Source organism: Flavobacterium gelatinilyticum, from assembly GCF_027111295.1.
In the GTDB taxonomy this organism is placed as follows: Bacteria; Bacteroidota; Bacteroidia; order Flavobacteriales; family Flavobacteriaceae; genus Flavobacterium; species Flavobacterium gelatinilyticum.
In genome coordinates this window covers 3,090,930-3,113,888 of record NZ_CP114287.1, presented here as the reverse complement: position 1 = coordinate 3,113,888, position 22,959 = coordinate 3,090,930, and the positions used below count along the sequence as shown (strand labels likewise).

Genomic DNA, 22,959 nt, shown 5'->3' with positions numbered 1-22,959 from the left:
TTTTTTGTTAAAATTTAAACCTTAAAAATATGCGAAATTTTACTTTCTTATCTGTTATTATTGCCGGTAGTTTTTTAATGTTTTCTTTTAAATCAGCCAAAACTGATAAACTAAAAAATGAAATTCCGGAATTTGAAAATGTTGCTTCTTCAAATGTATTTTCTTTCGGTACCATTACTGCAGAAGAAATAAACAGTTTTTTTAAGAAATATCCCAAACTCAAAATGTATCAAAAAGATGTTGAAGAACTTTATAAAAAGAAAGAATACAACCTGATCTGGTACGATGACAAAAATGTCAGCGAATTTGGGGCATTATTATATCATAAAGTAAAGCGTCTGGGTGAGCAGGGTATAAAAGCCGAGATGCCTTATAATGAACTGGTTGATGATGTTTTTAATGAAAATGTATCCAATAAACTGCCTAAAACCGATACCGAACTTTTATTGTCGAATATGTATGTGTTTTATGCCAGCAATGTATACTCAGGTGTTGATGCACAGACTTTAAAAAAAATAGGCTGGTTTCTGCCGGCCAAAACGGTTTCGTACGACAGAATTTTAGATTCGTTAATGCAGGATCCGGACCGATTAAATAAAGATGAAAACCTTCTTTTCAGTCAATATTATAAACTTCAGGATGTATTAAAAAGATACCGAAATATCGAGAAAAAAGGACTTTGGAAAAAAATTGATATTGATGCCGATACCTACAAAGAACTCAGGCCTTTTGACAGCGGTACTATTGTAAAACAAATACGCGAACGTTTGTTTGTGGTGGGCGATTTAAAAGAAGATTCTAAAAATCAAATCTATGATGAAGAAATGATGGCCGCCGTTTTAAAGTACAAAAAACGATACGGTCTGAAACTGAATTATACTTTCACCAAAGAACAAATCGATCAGATGAATGAGCCAATTTCAAAAAGAATCAGAACGATTATGCTGAATATGGAAAGATGCCGCTGGATTCCGACTGAACTCGCTAATGCAAGCGAATATGTGATGGTAAATATCCCGTCTTTCAGGCTGATTTACCTAAAGAACGGAAAATACGATCTGGTCTCGGATGTTTTTGTGGGAACCCGAATGACTGAAACCGTAATCTTTAGTGGAAAAATCGACCGGATTGTTTTCAGTCCGTACTGGTATGTTCCGGCAAGTATTATCCAGAATGAACTGAAACTGAAAATTGCCGAAGATAAAAACTATCTTGCCGATCATAATATGGAATGGAACGGAGGACATGTACGCCAGAAACCGGGACCTCAAAACTCATTAGGACTGGTGAAATTTATGTTCCCGAACCCAAACGATATTTATCTGCACGATACACCGGCAAAGAGTTTGTTTGATTTTGAGAAACGTATTTTCAGCCATGGCTGTATTAATGTAAGAGAGGCTAAACAACTGGCAATAGAAATGTTAAAAGATGATCCCGACTGGCCGATTGATAAAATTAATAATGCCATGAGCGGCGAAAAGGAAACAACCTGTATGCTGAAAAGAAAAATTCCGATTTACATAGGATATTTTACAGCCTGGGTAAACGATGACGGCGAAATTGGTTTTTATCCCGATGTTTATGACCGTGATCCTAGCCTGGACAAACTCCTGTATTCGGATTCAGTTACGATGAATTAAAAAAAACAAATCCCCGTTAGCGGCTGTGTCTAGCGGGGATTTTTAAAAAATGGCCTACAAGTTATTCGTATTTTAAATATTTCAAAATATCAATTTTGGTTACCTGATATGCTTTTGCAAAAACAATCAGTAAAGTAAGAACCAGCAGCGATACAAGAGCAACGCCAAAAGGAACCGAAGAAATGTCGATCCTGAAAGCAAAATCTTCCAGCCATTTCTGTAATAAGATATAAGCCGGTACAATCCCGATTCCGAATCCCATTAAGCAGAAAACAATATATTGTTTTGATAAATCCTTCAGCAGAATATCTGTTTCTGCGCCCAGTGTTTTTCTAATGGCAATTTCTTTCAGCCTTCTCTCCATCGAAAATGATGCCAAAGCAAACAATCCGAAGATGGCAATGATGATTACGACTAAATTTAGAATAAAAAATAAGTTTTTTTGATTAACCTGTTCCTCATAAGTCTTAGCAAATCCTTTGTTAACAAATTCATATTCAAATGGATAATCAGAATTTACATTTTTATCCCAATACAATTTCAATTTTTCTAACGTTTCTGTTAAATTATTTGGAGAAACCTTTACAAACACATTATTGAAATTATTCCACTTCAGGGTTTTAATATTTATAAAAACCATTGGAGGTATTTTTTCCTGCAGACTGTTTAAGTTGAAATCTTTTACAATTCCAACAATTTTGAATTTAAAACTGCCTTTTTCGTTGCCCCATCCAGACGTTATAATGGTGTTAAGAGGGTCTTTAAGCTGCAGCATTTTAACCAGTGTTTCGTTGATCAGCATATTGCTTACCGTATCTGATGCAAACTGAGGAGATAAATCACGCCCTTTGACTATTTTGATTTTCATCATTTTAAGAAAATCAAAATCCATTTCTATGTTTCTCGGCTGTACAAAAATACCATTATGCTTAAACCCTGAACTTGAATTGGTGCCGAGGCCCAAAGAACCTGCAAAGGTTGAAACATCTATAACGCCGGGTATTTTTTTGATCTCTTGTTTTGAAGTTGAAAATTGCTGCGTTTTTTTAAAGACATCTTTTGTGTTGTACGGAATTGTAATGATCTGATCGCCGCTGAAACCAAGATCTTTATTCATCATAAAATTAACCTGAGAATTTACAATCAAAGCACCGATTATAAAAAAAGCAGCAATTCCGAATTGAAAAATAAGCATCGAATTCCGGATCCAGATACCGCTTTTACTTCTCGAAAAATTACCTTTTAAAACTTTTAACGTCTCGAAATTTGAGATATAAATGGCAGGGAAAATACCCGCAAGAATGATTACTAATCCAAAAATAAAAATGAGCTGCAGGTAAAATTCACCACCATTCATAGTCAGCGATTTCTTTAAAAAGGTATTGTAATACGGCAGAGAAAGTTCTACAATTGCCAGTGCAAATACAATGGCAAGAACAACAATTACAGCAGTTTCAAAAATAAACTGAGTAATAATCTGGTTTTTTGAAGCGCCCACAATTTTGCGTATCCCCACTTCTTTAGCACGTTTTATTGCCGAAGCCGTGGCTAAATTGATATAGTTTACCAATGATAAAACCAAGATCAGAACAGACAATCCGCCCATAATGTAAAGCAGTTTTAAATTACCGCTTCCCTCAGGCAGGTCTCGTCCTCCAGAGGTTTTTGTGCTGTGTAAACGAACCGTTTTTAACTGATCCAGTATTACCGTGATTTCTCCGTTTTCTTTTATATGCTGTTCCGGTGTCAGGCCGCTTTCTTTTGCCTCTTTTAAGGTTCTGTTTACGTAATTTACATGCTGCATTTTCTTTAAAACAGCGGTAGGATCAGCTTCTTTTTTAATTTTAATAAGCAGTCCGTAACTAAAATTACCCCAACTGTTCTTATCGTTTTCCTGCACTATGCCGCCAAAAACAAAATTGGGTTCTATAGAAGACGGTTTGTTAATGCGATAAATCGACTTAACCGTATAATTTGTATTATTATACCAGATTGATTTTCCTATTGGATCTTCGTCTTTAAAAAGTACTTTGGCTTGTTCTTCAGAGACTGCAACACTGTTTTTTTCTTTCAGCACATCTTTTTTTGCACCTTTTATAATATCAAAAGGAAAAAAATCAAAGAAGTTTTCGTCAGAAAGAGTAATCTTTTTATCGACCAGTTTTTGGTTCTTAAATTTAATCAGGCCATTGTTATACCAATTAAAAGTAAAACATATTTTTTCAATTTCGGGAATTGTTTGTTTGCACGTCAGACCAAAAGGTATTGAGCTGCTGGCCCACGTTTCGCCGGTTGTACCTATTTTGTTCAGCACGACATAAGTATCTTCTTTCCCCGGATTCCATTGATCGTAAGCATGTTCATGATTCCAGTAAAGTATGGCGAAAATCACACTGGCAATCCCAATGCTTAATCCCAAAACATTTAAAAACGAAAACAATTTGCTTTGCTTTAAATGATAAATAAATATTTTAAACCAGTTAAAAATCATGGTGGTATATCTTTATAGTAGGTTAGTTAATTTTTTAAAGAAGAGTAAAAATTTTGCAGACAAATTCTACCAGAATTACGAGTGCAGTAACAATAATTTTGATCATGACTTATTTATTTAGCGTCCATAAAAACATCCACATTTCTCTGGTTTAGTTTTTCAGAGAATATTACACCGTCTTTCATATGAATGGTTTTCTGCGAAAACGAAGCATCATAATCAGAGTGGGTTACCATCAGGATTGTAGCACCTTTCGCGTGCAGATCTGTTAAAAGTTCCATTACCTCATTACCGTTTTTACTGTCCAGGTTTCCCGTTGGCTCATCAGCAAGGATAATCTTAGGATCGTTTACCAAAGCCCTTGCAACAGCAACCCTTTGCTGTTGTCCTCCCGAAAGCTGCTGCGGAAAATGTTTCAAACGATGCGAAATGTTTAATTTCTCGGCAATAGCTTCAATTTTCTGCTTTCTTTCAGAAGCTTTTACATTGTTATACAAAAGCGGTAATTCAATATTATCATAAACCGAAAGTTCGTCGATGAGGTTGAAATTCTGAAAGATGAACCCAATATTTTCTTTGCGTACTTTGGCTCTCCCTTTTTCTTTTAAGCCAATCATTTCCTGATCCAGTAACTTGTAACTCCCGCTGTCTGCACCGTCCAGCAGTCCGATAATATTCAGCAGAGTCGATTTTCCACAGCCAGAAGGTCCCATAATGGTAAGGAAATCCCCTTTTTTAATTTCGAGATTAATGTCGCTCAAAGCAGCCGTTTCGACTTCTTCGGTTCTAAATACTTTGGTTAAATTTTGTATTGTTATCATAGTTTTTTAGATTAGTTAATACTAACGTTTTTTGATTGATGATTGAATGATTATTTATTGTTTGTTTCAGGTTTCAAGTTTCAGATTGGTTCGTTGTGTTAACCTGAAACTTGAAACTTGAAAAAATTTATTTACTGCTAATAGAGAGTTCCTCAATATCCTTATAATCCGTGTAAGACGAAATTACCACAGATTCCCCTTCCTTCAGTCCATCCAGAACCTCATAATACGAAGGATTTTCTCTTCCTAACTTTATATTTCTTCTTTCAGCTTTGTTTCCTTTTACCACAAAGATCCATTTTCCTGCTGTTTCCTGACTGAAAACGCCTTTTGGCAGTACAAGAATTTTATTTTTCTCAGATAAAATCAGCTTTACTCCAAAGCTTAAACCATCCTGCAAAGCAATATCTTCTTTTGAGGCAAAAGCCAGCTCCACGATAAAATGTCCGCCCTTTACTTCCGGGATTACTTTTGTCACAATAACCTCAAGAGCCTTTCCTTTAAATTCTACCTGACCTTTTAAACCTTCACGGACTTTTTCCAGATAAAATTCATCGACCTCTGCAGCGAGTTTATACCCCTGTTTCGAATCGATTTTACCAATGCTTTGTCCGGCCTGGAATGTTTTTCCCAAAACAGGTTCAAATGATGTTAATCGTCCGGATTCCGGAGCTGTGATCAGGAAATTCTTTTTGTTGTTTCTTAAGATTTCCAGACTTTTTTCCATTGTCTGAATCGAACGGTTGATCTGCGAAATCTGAACCTGATTCGACTGTTTTTCTTTTTGAATACTCTGCTGAATCGTTTTTTTGCGTTCTTCCTGAAAACGAAGACTTTCCTTAAACGTATTCCAGTCGTTTCTGGAAATTACATCTTTCTCAAACAACCTTAAATTCACATCGTACAATCGTTTAGCGTCGTTATAATCGTGTTCAATTAAAACAAAATCTTTGGTCAGGTTTAGTTCCTGATTTCTAATATTCAGTTTTCCGGTGTTTAAGTTGTTGATTTGTTCAATAATTGCCGTTTCCTGAGTCAGATAATTCAATTCAGTATTGGGGTTATACAAACGAGCCAGCGGCTGGCCTTTGGTAACCATTGCACCATTTTCTGCAAAAATCTCTTTAACAGATCCTCCTTCTGTTACGTTTACAAGCATTACGTTCAAAGGTTCGACCTTAGCCTGAAAAACCACAAAATCTTCAAAAAAAGCCTTTTCTGCTTTTTGAATAGAAAGTTCATCTGCTTTTACATTTAAAGTTCTTTTCGAATTAAAAGAAAAAAACACAATTACAGCCAAAACTAAAAAAACTCCAATTACTATTGTGAGATACCTAAATTTTTTATTTTTACGAGGAATTACCTTGTCCATTTTTTAAATAATTTACTGATTACCAATAGGTAAATACTGTGCCATAAAATTTATTATTTGTAAAGCACTGATTTTAAAGAGACCGTAAAAACAAACCAAAACCCGAGTGTTCGATAATGAACAGTTGACCGTTCAAAATCGAACAAAAAAATACCAGAATGAGAAAAAAACTAGCCCAGATATTAATTGTTGACGATCAGGAAGAAATTCTTTTTTCGGCAAAAATGATTCTCAAAAAGCATTTTGAAACCATTTTTACGGCAAACAGTCCTAAAAAAATCATTTCTATTTTAAGTGAAAACGAAATAAATGTCGTACTGCTGGACATGAATTACCGCATTGGGTTTGAAGATGGGAGAGAAGGTATTCACTGGCTTAAGGAAATAAAAACACTTTCGCCTCATACAATTGTGATTTTAATGACTGCTTTTGGAAAAATTGATACTGCGGTCGAAGGAATAAAAATTGGTGCTTTTGATTATGTTTTAAAGCCATGGAACAACGAAAAGTTACTCGAAACTATTGATAAGGCTTTGACCGAAAGCCGAAAAAACAACAAGAAAATTATTGTTGAAAAAACAGAAAAAAGATACTTTACAGGCACTTCGCAAAAAATAAAACAAGCCTATTCTATTGCCGAAAGGGTTTCAAAAACCGATGCAAATGTTTTGATTTTGGGTGAAAACGGAACCGGAAAATATGTTTTTGCCGAATTTATTCATCAGAATTCAAACAGGAAAAACGAACCTTTTGTACATGTCGATTTAGGTTCTCTAAGCGATAATTTGTTCGAAAGTGAACTTTTTGGATACGCCAAAGGAGCTTTTACCGATGCTAAAACAGATACAGCAGGAAGATTTGAAACCGCACAAAACGGCACTATTTTTCTGGATGAAATAGGGAATATTCCGCTTCATCTTCAGGCAAAATTACTCCACGTTTTACAAACCAAAACATTGACGAGATTGGGAGAAAGTAAGCCGCGTAACCTAGATGTACGTGTAATTGCGGCTACAAACAGCGATATTAAGCTGGAAGTAAAAAATAAAACATTTCGTGAAGACCTGCTGTACCGAATCAATACAATGGAAATTAATTTACCGCCGCTGCGTGAACGAAAAGAAGATATAATTCCGATGGCAAATTTTGTTCTCAATCAGATTGCCGAAAAGTACAATCAGGAAAACTGGCGATTTGATGATAATACGGCTCCATATTTAGAACGTTATCCGTGGAAAGGAAATGTGAGGGAAATGGAAAATAAAATCGAACGAGCCCTTATTCTGGCTGATAACAACACGATTTCGTTAAGCAATCTGGATATTCTTGATTTTGAAGAAATTCAGGAAAATGATGAAAATCCATTGTCAGAAATGGAAAAAACGGCTATCGAAAAAGCGCTTTTAAAACACCATGGAAACATCAGCAAAACCGCCGAAGAACTGGGTTTGTCAAGAGCGGCTTTGTATAGAAGAATTGATAAATATGATTTGAAGAATTAAGAATTAAGTTTTTTCTTATCTGTTAAAATCTGCTAGAAAACGAAACTTTAAGACAACGAAAAAATCTTTTTAATCCCATAATTTGCGGCAAAAATAAAAAATGAAAAACTGGAAGTTCTATAATGCATTATTTGTTAGGGTTTTGTTTGTAATGATCCTCTTTTTTTTCTGCGCTTTTCTAATTTATAAAACGCTTTATTATAATGCCTTTTTAGTAGGTTTCTTTGCTGTTTTGATGTTTACGGAAATGTATTTCTACGCAAAAAATAAACTGCAGTTTTACGACAGAACCCTGCTTTCGATTTTGCAGAATGATTTCTCAACCCATTTTCCCGAAGAGAATAAAAAGAACAATTTCAAAAGTCTGTACACTTTATACGAGACATTAAAAATCCGCCAGCAGGAACAAACCTCAAAAGAGCTTATTTACCGTTCGCTTTTGAATAATATCGATACTGCGGCTTTAATCCTTGAAAAAGAAACCGAAGACTGGACTATTTTTTTGATGAACGATTGTTTTTCAGATTTGTTTAAAGTGCCAAAAGTGAGTCATTGGAAATATCTTAAAAATTATCTGCCATCTCTTTGTTCTGAAATTGAAAAAACAGATTTCAGCGAATTAAAATCGGCAATTTCGATTAAAATTGAAGAGCAGGATTTGCAGACTTTTATGCTGCAGACATCTAAAACACAGACTTACAACAAAGAATATTTTATTGTTTTATTAGATAGTATTCAGCGTGTTATCGAAAAGAAAGAAAAAGAAGCCTGGATTAATCTGATGAAGATTATTTCGCATGAACTAATGAATTCCCTGACGCCAATCAGGGCGCTTTCGCAGAATTTACTCCACATTGTCGATCAGGAACAATTGGAAGAAGATGATTTTGAAGACATAAAAAGCAGTATTTCAACCATTATAAACAGAAGCGATCATTTGCAGGTTTTTGTCGAGAATTACCGCAAACTGGCGATGCTGCCAACGCCTGCCAAACAAATGACACCAATAAATGTTCTTTTTGAAGACTGCCTTAGAATCATGAGTCCGATTTTAAACGCGGAAAATATCAAATTGATAAATGAAATACATAGCCCGCGCTCGATTTTAATTGATAAAAATCAAATGGAACAGGTAATTATAAACCTGATTACCAACAGCGTTTATGCTTTAAAAGAGCAGGCAGATAAGAAATTATACGTATCCAGTCATACCGAAAACAACCGTTTTTTCATCACGATTTCAGACAACGGAAAAGGAATCGATCCGGAAATTCAGGACAAAGTATTTCTTCCGTTTTTTACGACCAGAAAAGATGGTGCCGGAATTGGTTTAACGCTTTCGAAGAATATTATAGAGGCGCACGGCGGCTACCTAAGCTATCAAACCGATGAAGATAAAACGAGTTTTGTGATCTGTTTGATTTAACTTCCTAAAATATCAGCCTTCAATTTCAGGCTGCCAGAAATGTTTTTCTAAATCGACAATTTGGTTATCGACCACTTTTACACCTTCGTTTTCTAAAAGCTGCTGCATTAAATTTGTTCCGTCAAAATGGTGTTTTCCTGTCAGGAGTCCTTTGCGGTTTACAACCCGGTGTGCGGGAATATCATCCATATTATGGCAGGCATTCATTGCCCAGCCCACCATTCGGGCAGAACGTGCGGTACCCAAAGCTTTTGCAATTGCACCGTAAGATGTTACTTTTCCGTACGGAATTTGCCTGGCGACCGCGTATACTCTTTCGAAAAAATTCTCTTCAGCCATTTTAAAGATGTTTTGCCATTAAGATATGAAGTAATAAAGATAAAAACTTAATTTTTCTTACCCTCTTAATGGTTGATTTAAATTACCCAAAGTAATAATTCAGAATATTGAAAAGAGTCAAAATTGCCACTAAACCCGTAATACTACCAATAATAGTATTCATGTTACGCATTAAATAATCGGTTTTCTTTTCGATTCTTCCAAAAAAGGCAATATAACTATACAAAACCGCAAAAGATCCCAAAACCGATCCTAAAACGAAAGTAAAAATAACCGTGTTTTCGAATACAAAAAGATGGTACGAGGCGAGTGTAACACTTACAACAACATAATACGGAATAGGAAAAAAGTTTAGTCCTGAAAGCAGCATGCCTAAAAAGAAACGGCTTTTTTTACTGCTTTTTTTAATTGCTGCTTTTTTCTTGGTTTTTGGTTCCTTGGCAATAAACAAAAAGTAAATAGTCAGGATCGAAAAGATTACAAAACCAATTTCACGCAGTAAGGTTACAACATCCGGACGGTTATCAATAATTCTGGCAAATAGGACCGCGAGATAAACCTGCAGAAAAATCACGAAAACCGCTCCAATGACAAACCATAAGGCATTCTTTTTTCCTTCTTTCAGGTTTATTTTGGCTGCCGTCATGTTGATTAATCCCGGAGGAATAATCCCAATTGCAGCGGCGATAAAGCCTGAAAATAATGGAGTTAAATAAACCATTCAGCTTGTATAAGCGGTTAAATGACAGCGGTCAAATTAATTAGTCTTTAATTTTGAAACGAATATACGTAATTGCCTTGTTAATTTCTAAATATTGTTTCTCATAAAATGTCTGGATTGAAGTTACTACTTCCGGACTTCCTTCGTTTTTGTAAACATTATGATTGGCGTACAATACTTCATGACCTTCACCGTGAAGTAATCCAAGTGTATAACCGTGCATAAATTCACTGTCGGTTTTAAGGTTTACAACACCGTCTTTTTTAAGTATTTTTTTGTACAATTTCAGGAATTCAGAATTTGTCATTCTGTGTTTGGTTCTTTTGTACTTGATCTGCGGATCCGGGAAAGTAATCCAGATTTCGTCTACTTCGCCTTCGGCAAAAATATGATTGATCAGTTCGATTTGTGTACGTACAAAAGCAACATTATGCATACCGTTTTCTACAGCTGTTTTGGCACCGCGCCAGAAACGTGCTCCTTTAATATCAATTCCGATAAAATTTTTGTCGGGGTATTTTTCTGCCAATCCAACCGAGTATTCGCCTTTTCCGCATCCTAATTCAAGAATCAGAGGATTGTCATTTTTAAAGAAATCAGAATTCCATTTTCCTTTCAAAGGCATTAAATCGCCTACCACTTCTTCTCTTGTTGGTTGAAAAACGTTTTGAAATGTTTCGTTTTCTCTGAATCTCTTAAGTTTATTTTTACTTCCCACTTTTACAAAAATTTTCGGCAAAATTAAGGAATATAAACGAATGAAAATAGCGGAATTAGGTTTAAAAGTTTTTTGCCGCGAATTCACAAATTTTATTTTTAAAAGAATTCGTGAATTCGCGGCGAAAAAAAATCTTATTTAACCGTAATGAGGTTCAGTAATGGGCTGTGCTTTTGGATCAAGAGATTCATCGTGTTGAGATAAATCCAGTCCTATATGTTCTGATTCTTCTGAAACTCGTAACGGGATGATGAAATTCGTTACTTTGAACAGGAAATAAGCTCCGAAGAAAGTAAAAACAGAAACCAAAACTAACGCCATCATGTGATGTCCGAAAACATTCCATCCGCCGTGAAGTAAACTCGCATCTTCTCCATGAGCAAAAATAGCCGTTAAGATCATTCCCATGATTCCACCCACACCGTGGCAGGCAAAAACATCAAGAGTATCGTCAAATCTTTTTGAATATTTGCAATTTACAGCTGTGTTAGACACCAAAGCCGTAATGAATCCGAAAAACATACTTTCCGGAACCGATATAAAACCTGCAGCAGGTGTAATGGCAACAAGTCCCACAACAGCACCAATACAGGCACCAAGAGCCGAAACCTTTCTTCCGTTCATTCTGTCGAAGAAAATCCAGGTTAACATCGCAGCGGCAGATGAGGTTGTAGTAGTAGCAAAAGCCATAGCAGCAGTTCCGTTGGCGGCAAGAGCAGATCCGGCATTGAAACCAAACCAGCCAAACCAAAGCATTCCGGTTCCTAATAATACAAACGGAATATTGGTTGGAATATGCTGACTGTTTTTTCTTTTACCCAGAACAATAACTCCGGCCAAAGCGGCAAAACCAGAACTCATGTGCACGACAGTTCCTCCTGCAAAATCCTTTACTCCAAAATAGCTTCCTAAAACACCTGTAGGATACCATACAGCGTGGCACAAAGGAGCATATATAAAGATGGTAAATAAACTGATAAATACTAAATACGAGATAAAACGAACACGTTCTGCAAACGAACCCGTGATAATAGCCGGACAGATAATGGCAAATTTCATTTGGAACAATGCAAAAAGCATAAACGGAATCGTAGAAGCCAGTTGTTTATGAGGCAGAAGACCTACATAATCCATAAAAGCAAAGGTTGTTGGGTTTCCGAAAAAGCTGTAGAAATGATCTCCGGAACCAAAACCTACCGGATCTCCAAAAGCCAGACTAAATGCCACAACAACCCATAAAAGCGTAACCACACCAAGGCAGATAAAACTTTGAAGCATGGTTGATATTACATTTTTTTTACCTACCATTCCGCCGTAAAAAAAAGATAATCCAGGCGTCATGATTAATACCAGACAGCTCGAAGTAAGCATCCAGGCAACATCGGCAGGAACAATATGATCTAAAGTTCCAAATTCTGATAAAACATAATTATTTTCTGTTACCGTTGGCCAAAATGCACCTATCGTACATACGACACTTATCATGATAAAAGAAATGATCCAGCGTTTTTCTATTTTCATTTTTTAAAATACTTTGTTTAACCCTATTTTTTTTGGGGTCAAAGTTAAAAAAAAATAAATATTCTTGTTTTGAAGGCTGTTAAATTAGAGGTTGTTGTTTTATTTTGGCTAATATTTTAAAATTTAATCTGTTTTTTTGAGACTATTTTAGTTTTGACTTTCCAAAAGAGGCACTTTTTGCTAAATATGTTATAATTTTTTTCTTATTCAAAAACCTAAACCGCTCTAAAAGTTAGGATTATAAGAATAAAACCTGAAATTGTTTATTTTTTTTGAAGCTTCGCAATCAAAGCATCTTCAATTGGGGTTTTAATTTTGGTTACAGCATCAACCTCATCATTCGGAACTGTCATTGAAAGAACGTAATGTTTGATTTTCCATTCTTTCCCCACTTTTACCAAAACGCCTGAACCGCGGCAGATTTTCATTTGTGTGTCCAGTAATTCGTCAAACCAAGCCAGTTTTCCTGATTTGTCAAAAAAGATGTTGCGTTCAAGTGCTTTAAAATTCCAAGTTGTTTTTTGGTCAAAATAAGGTTTTGCCCAAGCCTGGAAATCTTTTTTGTTCCAGTTTTCAGTAGCATCTGTCCCTATATAAATCGCATCATCTGCCAAAACATTAAAATAAGAATCAAAATTTACATCGCCCGCCGCTTTGTGCCAGGCATCTAAAGTTTTATTGATTTGATCTTTGTCGGTTTGAGCGTTTGCAAACGAAACAGCTAATAAAAAAAGTAGGATTGTTTTTTTCATGAGTAAATTTATTTGAGTTTAAAGGTATTAATTTTTTTCGAAGGCTGTTTTTTGAACCCTATAAGTTATACAAGTAAATGTAAGCTTGGCGGGTAATGCTTTTAGGGCATATAAGTTTTTGTGAAAATGATAAACTTAGGGGCTTATCGAGATTAAATTAAGGAATTCAATAAATAAAATCTGCAAAATCAGCCAGGATCTAATAAATCTGCGTGAAACAAAAATTAAACTATCCAGAAGCCTCAAGCTTAAATTATCTTATATTAGAAGCAACTTAAAGCTAAAATTATCTTAGCATTACTTATGTGAATTTATCCCGAAAAAACGAGTATATTTGAGAGCTTTAAAAATACCACAAATTATGAATCCGAAAATCTTTATAAGTTCAATCGCTATAACTTCTTTACTTTTTGTTTCGTGCAAAAAAGAATTAGAGCCTCAGGAAAGCACAGCAACATCTGAATTAATACGACTTGGGCTTGCAAAAGATACTACTAAAACGGCTGCTCCCGTTGTTCAGACACAAACTGCAAATCCAAACACGGTTTTAGGAGATAATAAAGGACTGAATCCGGCGCACGGACAACCCGGACATCGTTGCGATATTGCTGTAGGAGCACCTTTAAATTCGGCACCGCCTCAACAAGGGCAGGCTGCAGTTCAGTCGGGACAAACAGTTCAGGTAAACCAGAATCAGCCACAGGTAGTTACGACTACAACAACTCCGGTTAAAACGGCAAAAGGCATGAATCCGCCTCACGGTCAGCCGGGCCACAGATGCGATATTGCTGTAGGAGCACCTTTAAATTCTCCAGCTGCAAAAGCTGCTGCTGCGACATCGACGTCGCAGGGAGGTACAGCATCGCAAAGTTTTACAGTAACGCCTCCGCCGGCATCTAATCCGGTTCCGGCATTGCTGAGTACAGAACCAGAGCAAAAAACAGCAGAAGGAATGAACCCGCCGCATGGACAACCGGGTCACAGATGCGACGTTGCTGTTGGAGCGCCTCTGCCTAAATCATAAAAAATACGGTTTAAAAACAACTATAAAAAATAAACCATATACGTTATAAGAGATTTAAGATTTGCTTTTTGAGCAGCTTAATAGATCTTATAACGTATATGGTTTTTTAACTTTATATCAAGTTCAATAGTAAAGCGTTCTGCTTATTATAAACTTATATAACTTATAGTTACAAAACGTAACCAAATATATTTTAATGGGCTTTTATTTTATCAAATGTCGTAGTAAGGGACTTTTTTACTTTGCTTAAAGCACCGCTAAAGGCTTTTTCGAGAGTTTCGGCGTGTTCTGTAACAGTGATTGGCTGTAATTTTACAGGACGTACCTCGATTACGCATTTTTTGTCATGCAGACTGAATTTTTCGCCATTTTCATCTCCAAAATGCACTTCGATACGGGTTATTTTATCTTCAAAACGTGCTAAACCTTTTTCTAATTCTCCAGAAAAGTAGCTTTCTAATCTTGCGTGTCCATCAATGTTTTTGTCGGTGTTGATTTGAATTTTCATACGGTTTATAATTTAATGATTGTTTCTCAAAGCTATTTTTTTTAGCGTAAAAAGCCAAACGAGTTAAGGAAACATTATGAAATTATTTAAAAAAAATATCCGCAGTTTGTCATTTCGACTTAAGGAGAAATCGCACTAGAAATTCCGCAGCAACAAGCAAAGTAATTTGTAAGAATATTTTTCTGTATTTTTAACTTTTAGTACTTTTGCAGAGTCCTAAAATTTCAGAATATAAACACAACAACTTCTTGCCCGTGTGGTGCGCTGGCGGTATTGGAAACAACTGCAACGCTCTGAAAGGCGTAGAACAGCTAAATCTTGCGGGCTTATATCCTAAAGCGGAATCTAAGTAATAGCATTCTGCTGGCTGAATAAGCTAATTTAAGTAGTAAGGAATTTGAATTAAAAATTACCCGTATGGTAAGGTGGCAGTATTGGAAACAACTGCAACGCTTTCTGGAAGGCGTAGGACACCTAAAGCATGCGGGTTTTACATTTGTAAATTTATTTATTGAAAATGGTATCTAAATGATGTTCTAGAAACTCTTTTTTTGGTAGATACTTTTGAGGTCGAATTATCTGTTGATTTTCAAGGTGATAAAAATATTTGTTAAAGTATTCATTATCTCTCTTCTTTTTTAATGCATCAGAGAGTATAATTTTGTGATCCAAATTAATTCCAACTAATCCTTTATCATAAAGTGCAGATAAACAAATTCCATTTTCAGGATTTAAACGATGTTCTTCATTCTGTGACCATGGTATAATATGACTTGCTAGTAAAAGTTCTGGAAGATCAATACCTGAAATAGCACATTTGCTATTATAGTTGGATAAAATCATTTCTCTAAAAACAGATTGATTTACTCGTGTTTTTACAGTTCGATAAACATCTTTTCCTTCCAAATTTTTTATATCAGAAAGGATGTTCTCATACTTTTTTTCGATTGAAGTATGCTGCTTTTGTGCAAGAATTTCTTCACTCAAAAATATTAGTTCCTCTTGATTATTGAAAAATTCATCCCAAATTGGCTGAACCTGATTCATACCATTTTTTAACCCGCTGATTCCTCTGTTTATATGAAATGGATCGATGCTTGCAAAGTTACCCAATCTCATTACAACCGAAGCTGGGGTTCTATTTATAAGATTGGCTAGTTCAATTATCTTTGGATTACCAGAATGCGTTTTTCCAAAAGAAATCTTTAAATATAAATTGAAAGCGAGAATTAATTCTTCTTTGCTCCAAAGACGGCGATCATTTTGTGGCATTATTTAAATATTTGGTTTGAGAAAATAATATAAGACAAGAGTATTAATAAACAAGAAGTTGTGAAAGTGTATTTACTTATTTTTTTCTGTGGATTAATTTTTTTCTACTTTCCCTTCTTCTTTCCCCACTTAATCTTCATCTTTCCATTATCATCAACCGCCAGTAAATGCAGGACAATACCGCGATCGCGAACGGCCTCACGTTCGGCTTGGGTGAGTTGGGTGTCGTTTTTGGAATTTCTTAGCGGGATGGTCAGCGCGAGATTTGTACCTCGTCCGAAAGAGTAAATTCCGTTAATATCAAAGTTTAGTACGCTGGAACTTATGGTTAGATTTTTTACGTCGATTTGTTCGCCTCGAAGGTTGAGATCGCCTGATAAATCGCTGAAAGTAATATTCTCGACATCGCGAAGCGGAAAAGCCAGTTTGCCCACTTTTTCTATAGGTTCAAAATGACGCAGAGCGCCCTGAGTGACTTTAAATTTTAGTTTTCCTTTCATGGAGTTAACAATCAAATCGCCTTTGCTGCTCATTAATCCCGTAACGTTGGCATTGCTGCTGAGTTTTCCGTGAATGTTTTTGGGACTGAAGGATTTGATTCCGAAATTGTTAAATGACTTTAAAAAACTTGCAATATCTACACGGTTTACCTGCGCCATCGAACTGAAAACGTAATGATTTCCGCTGGGTTCAATAAAACCGCTAAAAGCAATAGAACCGCCGGATGTCTGCAGATTTCCGTTTTTGAGCAGTAGTTTAGAATTCAGCATTTGCAGTTGGGCGCGGGTATTAACGGCAGTCAGGTTTCCGTAATTTATTTTATCGGCTTTGAGGTTAATAACGGCGGTACATTTGTCTATAACCGACTTTAACTGATTGGAGAAATTAACGCTTTTTTGAGTCTGTTTTTTCTGCGTTGTTTTTTGTTTTTGATTGTTTTTTAGTATCCCTAGAAATTGTTTCACATCGATATTCGGACAGTAAATGTTCCAGTTTACGACCATTTTTTCGGGCGCGTCGTAATAGAGATTTAGAAAATTATCGATTCGACCATCAATCTGAATAATGTTTTTCTTGTGTTTATAAGCGATTTTTTTGATGTAAAGCGCCTGTTCTGTAAAGGAAAGTTTTACATCGGTATTTTCGGCACGCACGTTTTTCGGTACATAATCAAAAGTGGCTTTCTCAATATCTATATCGCCTATTACGCGGGGTTTATTGATGTACAAATCGACAATATCAAACTGAAATTTTAGGCTGGCGCGTGCGTGACCGCTTTCAAAATGAAGCAGTTTTTCGTTCATCATTCCGTTGAGTTTCGAAATATCAAAATCGGCATTTATGATTCCGGTGGCAAGCGGTTTTTCTAAATTACTGATAACGGCCTGCGGAATCGTAAGCGGTATATTTTCGTAATCGGCTTTAAAATGAGTTAGGATAATAGCCGAGTTGGGATCGTTGAATCCATTTTGGGGTTTAAAATTATTGGTAAAAATTCCTTTGAAATTACAATTGGTAAACAAACCGTCGGGAATCGTGAGTTCGTTGTTTTTGATAATGGCCTGAACCACAATTTTAGGATCGCCTTCGACATTTAGATCGCCTTTTATATCACAGTTTACATCGATTGGTTTTTTCAAATCAAACTGGTTAAGCTTGGATGTAATATTGGCTGATAAAAGACTGGAAGCATTTCGCCATAAAATTCGGGTTGCAATATTAATCCCGAAAAGCGAATTGTTTTTCCCTACATTAAAAAAAGCTTTGATATCAAACAGGTCCCGGCCAATTTTTAATTTTCGGGTTTCAACATTTATAATGTGATTTTCTTCGGCATACGAAATATCAAAACGGCCTTCGAGTTCTCTGCTTTTAGCAAAACTTCCGTGAACGGTATTAAAAGCCAGACTGTTAATTTTGGTTTTCAAATACAGATTCGTCCGCCAGTTATGATCTTCATAATCTACTTTTGACTGCAGATTTGCCACTTCAAAATCAAACAATTTATGCCCGAGCTGATTGTCGATTGTAACCTGTACATTGCTGAGGTTTACATCATCAACTGTTGTTTCGCGATTTTTTGCCTCTTTAGTTTTTTTCTTTTTGGCTTTAAAGATATTTACATTCGAATATCCGTTTTCGGCTTTATAAATATAAATCGCGGCATCGTTTATCAGGATTTTATGAATGTTGATTTCGTTTTGCAATAAACTCCAAATGTTCAGCCGGGCTTCGATTTCTTTTGCTTTCAGTAAAGTATGTTTGTGAATAGTCCACTGATTATCCCTGATTTCTACATCTTTTAAAGCCAGGGTAAAATTTGGGAAACCGGTAAGAAACTTATAATGAAAATCGCCAATACTAAACTTTCCGTTTATATTTTCATTGATTTTCTGGTTCATTTTGGCAACGATTTCCTTTTTATTCTGATTAAAATAAACCGACAATCCGCCACAGGCAAGTAATAAAAGGGTGATTAATCCTAAAACAGCATAGGCTGAACGTTTTGCATATTTTTTAAAACGCTCAGATGCAAGAAAGGTTTTTATCTGGAGTAAAGTTTGCGTCATTTAATATCAAATTTCCAATGTATTAAAGGTACTATAAAAAAATAACTTTGCTTAAGGTTTTGATTTACATGTTTATAGGCTTTTTATGTTAGGACATATTGGAGTTATGATATAAGTATTTATAATACTTTTATAACCAAAACTAATTTACAGATGGTGCAGGTTTTGTTTTTAATTTTTAACTTTGTACTTCAGTTTTGAAAAATGATTGTCCCCGAGACAAAAGCTGAATAACTTTAAAGAAAATTATTATGGCATTAGCAATAACAGATGCTACTTTTGATGAAGTAGTTTTAAAATCAGATAAACCGGTAATGGTAGATTTTTGGGCAGCATGGTGCGGTCCTTGTAGAATGGTTGGTCCAATCATCGACCAATTAAGCGAAGAATATGCAGGAAAAGTAGTTGTTGGTAAAGTAGATGTAGATGCTAACCAGGAATTCGCTGCTAAATATGGTGTGCGTAACATACCAACTGTTTTGGTTTTCCATAACGGTGAAGTAGTAGGTAAACAAGTAGGAGTTGCTCCAAAACAAACCTACGCTGACAGCTTAGACGCTTTGTTGTAATCGTAAGATTATGATTTATATTTAAAAAAGGTTTGACTTGCTGGTCAAGCCTTTTTTATTGGAATTAAGTTGGGCTTAGTTTTTTTAACACATAGGAACATAGATTATAGAAATCTGAAAAAGGCATTTGATTAGTTTGAACAAACATAGCCGCTTTATCCAAAATAAAAGCGGTACTCGATTAGAGTACCACTTTTGAATTTTATTTTCTCGATGATTAATTAGTGATTGTGCGTTTCACTGTTTTCATAACCCAAAATCGTAATCATATAAGGCGTTCCTGAAACTTTTGTTTTCTTAACCGCCAATGTTTCAAGATTTACTTGTAATAATTCTCCAGTTGATGGCGAAGTAATGTAAGCAAAACGATCTGTTACTGCCATTTGAGGTTTTAATGCCGCATCTGAAGCAGTTTCTGTGGTCGCTTTAGTTTCTTTTTCAACCTGAAGACTGTTAATGTTGAAGATTTTTAAATCTCCAGAATGCAATAAAACAGCCAGTTTTTTATGATCGTAACTTACTTTACATTGCATAATTGTTGTGTTGGCGATAATTGGTTTTACAGTATTGGCCACAACATCAATTAAATAAGCACCTTTTGCAGCAGTAAACCCAATAAATTTTCCAGCAGAAGCCGTTTCTAAAATAGTTCCAAACCAGGCAGCATCAAAATCTGCCGGATGATCGATCAATTTTTGGTTTCCGTTGCTTTCTACAACCAAAACTCCGCTTGCAGAACCAAAAACAGCATAAACTCCATCTGAAGCATTTCCGTGAATTCCTTTTGTAGCAATTTTAGCATCAAAAAGTGTTTTTCCGGTATTATCAATGATTTTTACTTTTTCAGGAAGCGTTCCCGTAACCGAATTGTCTTTTTCAGTAATGGCATAAGTACCGTTTGTAAATGTTGCCATGGCACCGTGATGCGCCAATAAACCAGCATTTATGGTTTTGAATGTTGCTCCGGCTTTGTGTACATCTGCTTCTTTACCAACAGAAAGTGTTCCGTCTCCGTCATTAAAAGTCAGGATTTCGCCAATTTTACTTTTAAAATGTGTTGGTTTTAAACCGCTTCCGGTTAAAGTACCAAATTTAGCAACATCGTCAACATCAACGTGATCGCCGTGCATTTCAAGACCACTGTCGAATGTTTCTACGAAATTATTGTCTCTGTGAACAATTCCGGCAAAACGCCCGGATTCTGTTGTGTACAAAGAAGCCTTAGGGAATTTAGCGGTAAAAGAATTGATTTTATCTTCATGCGGATCAAAAAGCGTTAACTCCGCTGTTTTTTCATCAGAAAGTAAAATCCTGACAAAAGTATGTTCGCCCGAAGCTTCGTGGTCGTGGTCATGATCGTGGTCGTCATGATTATCATCGTCACTGCTGCACGAAACGGCAAAAAGGGACAATGAGAATAAAAAAAGCAGTTTGTAAAATTTGTTTTTCATTGCAATGAAGGTTTTAAATGTATAAATAATTTAGGTTTTGATCAGCCGGATTTATCGAAATGAAAACGGAATTTTCATCGATACAATAATATTCCGTCCGGCTTCCGGAAGTTCGATAAGTCGGTAAAAGCTGGTGTGATTTAAATATTTCGTATTAAATAAATTTTGAATTTGAACGCTGATGCTGATATCCTGTTTTTCGGCTTTTATTTTTGTTCCAAAAGACAAATTGAAAACATGACTTTCGGCTGTTTTCTTTTCAGGAGGTACGATATTGTCCTGTTTCCCTGTAAGACGATAATCAACAGAGAAATAAGAATCTTTTAAAAAACGGATTTGCGGTTCATAATTCAATCCAAACAAAACAGAAGGCGGCGGCGAGAACGGAAGCGTATATCCTTTTTTGCTTCCAGATTTTTGTTCTGAATACAGATATTCGGCACCAATTTCTGCGCTTAACGATTTCACGAAATAATACCGAGTCTGAAATTCAGCGCCGTAACGAAATACTTTGCTTTGTTCGTATTCGAAAATCTGATTTCCGGCTCCGTAATACATGTCGTGTGCCGAGGTTGGATTCAGATAAATAAAATTTGGAAAATAATTGACAAACGGAGTCAGCTGAAAAGACCAGTTTTGCTGCTGCCATTCCATTCCTAAATCCAACTGATATGAACGTTCGGCATCCAGATTTGGATTTCCTTTTTCGAATCTGAAATAATGATAATTCACACCGTTTGAAGCCAGTTCTTTCGCAATCGGCATTCTAAAACTCGAACCCAGATTGGCTTTCAAAGTCAAATTTCCTGGATTGTAATTTACCCCGGCTGACCATGTAAAGCTGTCAAAATTCTTAGTCAAATCCTGAGAACGCTGTAAATATTCCAACTGCGTCTGATTATTTTCTGAAACCGAACTTTGAAACCAATCATAATACGATTTCATCTGGATTTTGCCATAATCGTAACGAACCGCGCCATGCAGAAACCATTTTTCGTTTAGTTCGATTTTATCATAAGCAAACAAACCCGCGTTGAATTGCGAAAAAGCGGGAATCAAAAAACTCCATCCGCCAATCGCATTTTCTTGTGCCACGACATTAGTTCCAATAGTAATTTGATGCCCGTTAATTCTAAATTCATCTTTTGCAGAAAATGACCAAACGTCTTTATTATATTGACGTTCCAAATCCTGAGGTGCGTACATATCATCTGGATAAATCGGTGGCATATAACCGTGATTGACGTAATGACTCCATTCTCTTCTAAAGTTTTTCTGAAAACCAATCTGCGTTTCAAAAGCATGATTTCCCCAATTAAAAGAAGTCGTATTGCTCAATTTCAAATGGTTAACCTGTTGATACGGCATCAAAATATCCCGGCTCGATTTGTCGTGCAATTCGATATCGACATTTCTCGGTTCGAGTCCGTGCGCATTCGCGAAAAATCCGCTTTTTGTATGAACGTTGCTGAAATAAAAAACCGACTTCAATTTTTCTCCAGAATACCCCGTACTCAAATGAAAATCGAGTTCACGTCCAGCTGTATTTCGCAAATGATTTTTGTATAACGGAACCGCATAACTGTAGACATGAACGACATCAGTCGGAACACGATAATCGCCGTAATCCATAGTGGTTACGCGAGAATCGAAAAACCAGTTTTGATTTCTTCCATATAAATTAATAGAACTTCCAAACAGCGCGTTATTGCTTTTTCCGGTAAGGTCAACGCTTCCGCCAAAGGTGTTTTTGGATGGAAGAGGAAGCGGTTTAATATTTACCGCACCGCCCACAGCGTCAGATCCGTAAATAAACGAAGAAGGACCTTTTATGATTTCTACCCGGTTTACAGCATATTGATCGATTTCTAAACCGTGATCGGCGCCCCATTGCTGGCCTTCGTGTTTCAAACCGTTTTCAACCACAATTACCTGATTAAAACTCAAACCACGAATAAGCGGTTTTGAACCTCCGGAACCAATAGAAATAGTCTTAACTCCGGGTAATCGTTGTAAAGACTGCATCAAGCTTCCGCCCAGATTGCGCTGAATAAAACTGCTGTTTACAGTTTCAACATTCAGCGATTCTTCTTTTTTGCGTTTTTCAATAGCATTTCCGTTGACAATAACTTCGTTGAGTTCTTTAATTTCAGGCTTTTTTTCTGAAGGCTGATTTTGAGAAACAACTTCTGCCGAAAACAATAAACTGACGGGTAAAAAACAATATTTCCAAAAAATGGATTGGGCATTCTTCATTAA

The 22,959-nt window shown here is 36.0% G+C and carries 18 protein-coding genes; 5 read left to right on the top strand and 13 right to left on the bottom strand.

All coding sequences use genetic code 11. From position 1 onward, the window contains the following. Positions 1-29: 29 nt before the first annotated feature. The gene (locus OZP11_RS13175; RefSeq protein WP_281231023.1) at positions 30-1,643 is read left to right on the top strand and encodes a L,D-transpeptidase family protein; all 1,614 of its coding nucleotides are present in this window, start codon (positions 30-32) and stop codon (positions 1,641-1,643) included. Positions 1,644-1,704: 61 nt separating this feature from the next. On the opposite strand, the gene OZP11_RS13170 is transcribed toward OZP11_RS13175, so the two are convergent. The 3 genes from OZP11_RS13170 to OZP11_RS13160 all read right to left on the bottom strand — a co-directional run bounded on the left by OZP11_RS13170 (position 1,705) and on the right by OZP11_RS13160 (position 6,327). Then, positions 1,705-4,134, bottom strand: a complete 2,430-nt coding sequence (locus OZP11_RS13170; RefSeq protein ID WP_281231022.1) for an ABC transporter permease — start codon at positions 4,132-4,134, stop codon at positions 1,705-1,707. Between the two features lie 113 nt (positions 4,135-4,247). Further along, a complete protein-coding gene (locus tag OZP11_RS13165) occupies positions 4,248-4,955 on the bottom strand; it encodes an ABC transporter ATP-binding protein (RefSeq protein WP_281231021.1) in 708 nt (235 codons plus the stop codon). A 127-nt stretch (positions 4,956-5,082) separates the two neighbouring features. Beyond that, a complete protein-coding gene (locus tag OZP11_RS13160) occupies positions 5,083-6,327 on the bottom strand; it encodes an efflux RND transporter periplasmic adaptor subunit (protein ID WP_281231020.1) in 1,245 nt (414 codons plus the stop codon). A 158-nt stretch (positions 6,328-6,485) separates the two neighbouring features. On the opposite strand from OZP11_RS13160, the gene OZP11_RS13155 reads away from it, so the two are divergent. After that, the gene (locus OZP11_RS13155; RefSeq protein WP_281231019.1) at positions 6,486-7,829 is read left to right on the top strand and encodes a sigma-54-dependent transcriptional regulator; all 1,344 of its coding nucleotides are present in this window, start codon (positions 6,486-6,488) and stop codon (positions 7,827-7,829) included. Between the two features lie 100 nt (positions 7,830-7,929). Next, positions 7,930-9,255: a sensor histidine kinase gene (locus tag OZP11_RS13150; RefSeq protein WP_281231018.1), complete on the top strand. Its 1,326-nt coding sequence runs from the start codon at positions 7,930-7,932 to the stop codon at positions 9,253-9,255. Positions 9,256-9,267: 12 nt separating this feature from the next. On the opposite strand, the gene OZP11_RS13145 is transcribed toward OZP11_RS13150, so the two are convergent. The 5 genes from OZP11_RS13145 to OZP11_RS13125 form a co-directional block, all read right to left on the bottom strand. Continuing rightward, on the bottom strand, positions 9,268-9,594 hold the full coding sequence (locus OZP11_RS13145) for an MGMT family protein (protein ID WP_281231017.1): 327 nt from the start codon (positions 9,592-9,594) through the stop codon (positions 9,268-9,270). 82 nt (positions 9,595-9,676) lie between these two features. Next, positions 9,677-10,315 (bottom strand): LysE family transporter, encoded by a 639-nt coding sequence (locus tag OZP11_RS13140; RefSeq protein ID WP_281231016.1) that lies wholly within the window; start codon positions 10,313-10,315, stop codon positions 9,677-9,679. A gap of 40 nt (positions 10,316-10,355) precedes the next feature. Beyond that, positions 10,356-11,033, bottom strand: coding sequence for a tRNA (guanosine(46)-N7)-methyltransferase TrmB (trmB, locus tag OZP11_RS13135; protein WP_281235527.1), 678 nt, complete (start codon positions 11,031-11,033; stop codon positions 10,356-10,358). Positions 11,034-11,171: 138 nt separating this feature from the next. Next, entirely contained in the window at positions 11,172-12,554 is a 1,383-nt protein-coding gene (locus OZP11_RS13130; protein ID WP_281231015.1) for an ammonium transporter, read from the bottom strand. Positions 12,555-12,817: 263 nt separating this feature from the next. Beyond that, a complete protein-coding gene (locus OZP11_RS13125) occupies positions 12,818-13,306 on the bottom strand; it encodes a nuclear transport factor 2 family protein (RefSeq protein WP_281231014.1) in 489 nt (162 codons plus the stop codon). Positions 13,307-13,667: 361 nt separating this feature from the next. Here OZP11_RS13125 and OZP11_RS13120 point away from each other — a divergent pair, with 361 nt between their 5' ends. Next, positions 13,668-14,330: a hypothetical protein gene (locus OZP11_RS13120; protein WP_281231013.1), complete on the top strand. Its 663-nt coding sequence runs from the start codon at positions 13,668-13,670 to the stop codon at positions 14,328-14,330. Positions 14,331-14,523: 193 nt separating this feature from the next. Here OZP11_RS13120 and OZP11_RS13115 read toward each other — a convergent pair whose 3' ends face one another. The 3 genes from OZP11_RS13115 to OZP11_RS13105 all read right to left on the bottom strand — a co-directional run bounded on the left by OZP11_RS13115 (position 14,524) and on the right by OZP11_RS13105 (position 18,680). Further along, positions 14,524-14,838: an HPF/RaiA family ribosome-associated protein gene (locus OZP11_RS13115; RefSeq protein WP_281231012.1), complete on the bottom strand. Its 315-nt coding sequence runs from the start codon at positions 14,836-14,838 to the stop codon at positions 14,524-14,526. A gap of 504 nt (positions 14,839-15,342) precedes the next feature. Further along, positions 15,343-16,110 (bottom strand): HNH endonuclease, encoded by a 768-nt coding sequence (locus tag OZP11_RS13110; RefSeq protein ID WP_281231011.1) that lies wholly within the window; start codon positions 16,108-16,110, stop codon positions 15,343-15,345. 104 nt (positions 16,111-16,214) lie between these two features. After that, a complete protein-coding gene (locus OZP11_RS13105) occupies positions 16,215-18,680 on the bottom strand; it encodes an AsmA family protein (RefSeq protein ID WP_281231010.1) in 2,466 nt (821 codons plus the stop codon). 251 nt (positions 18,681-18,931) lie between these two features. On the opposite strand from OZP11_RS13105, the gene trxA reads away from it, so the two are divergent. Next, complete coding sequence (gene trxA, locus OZP11_RS13100) at positions 18,932-19,249, top strand: thioredoxin (protein ID WP_068844792.1); 318 nt, start codon at positions 18,932-18,934, stop codon at positions 19,247-19,249. Between the two features lie 221 nt (positions 19,250-19,470). Here the strand turns inward: trxA and OZP11_RS13095 are convergent, their stop codons facing one another. Continuing rightward, positions 19,471-20,700, bottom strand: a complete 1,230-nt coding sequence (locus OZP11_RS13095; RefSeq protein ID WP_281231009.1) for a hypothetical protein — start codon at positions 20,698-20,700, stop codon at positions 19,471-19,473. Positions 20,701-20,751: 51 nt separating this feature from the next. Beyond that, positions 20,752-22,956 (bottom strand): TonB-dependent receptor, encoded by a 2,205-nt coding sequence (locus OZP11_RS13090; protein WP_281231008.1) that lies wholly within the window; start codon positions 22,954-22,956, stop codon positions 20,752-20,754. Positions 22,957-22,959 lie beyond the last annotated feature (3 nt).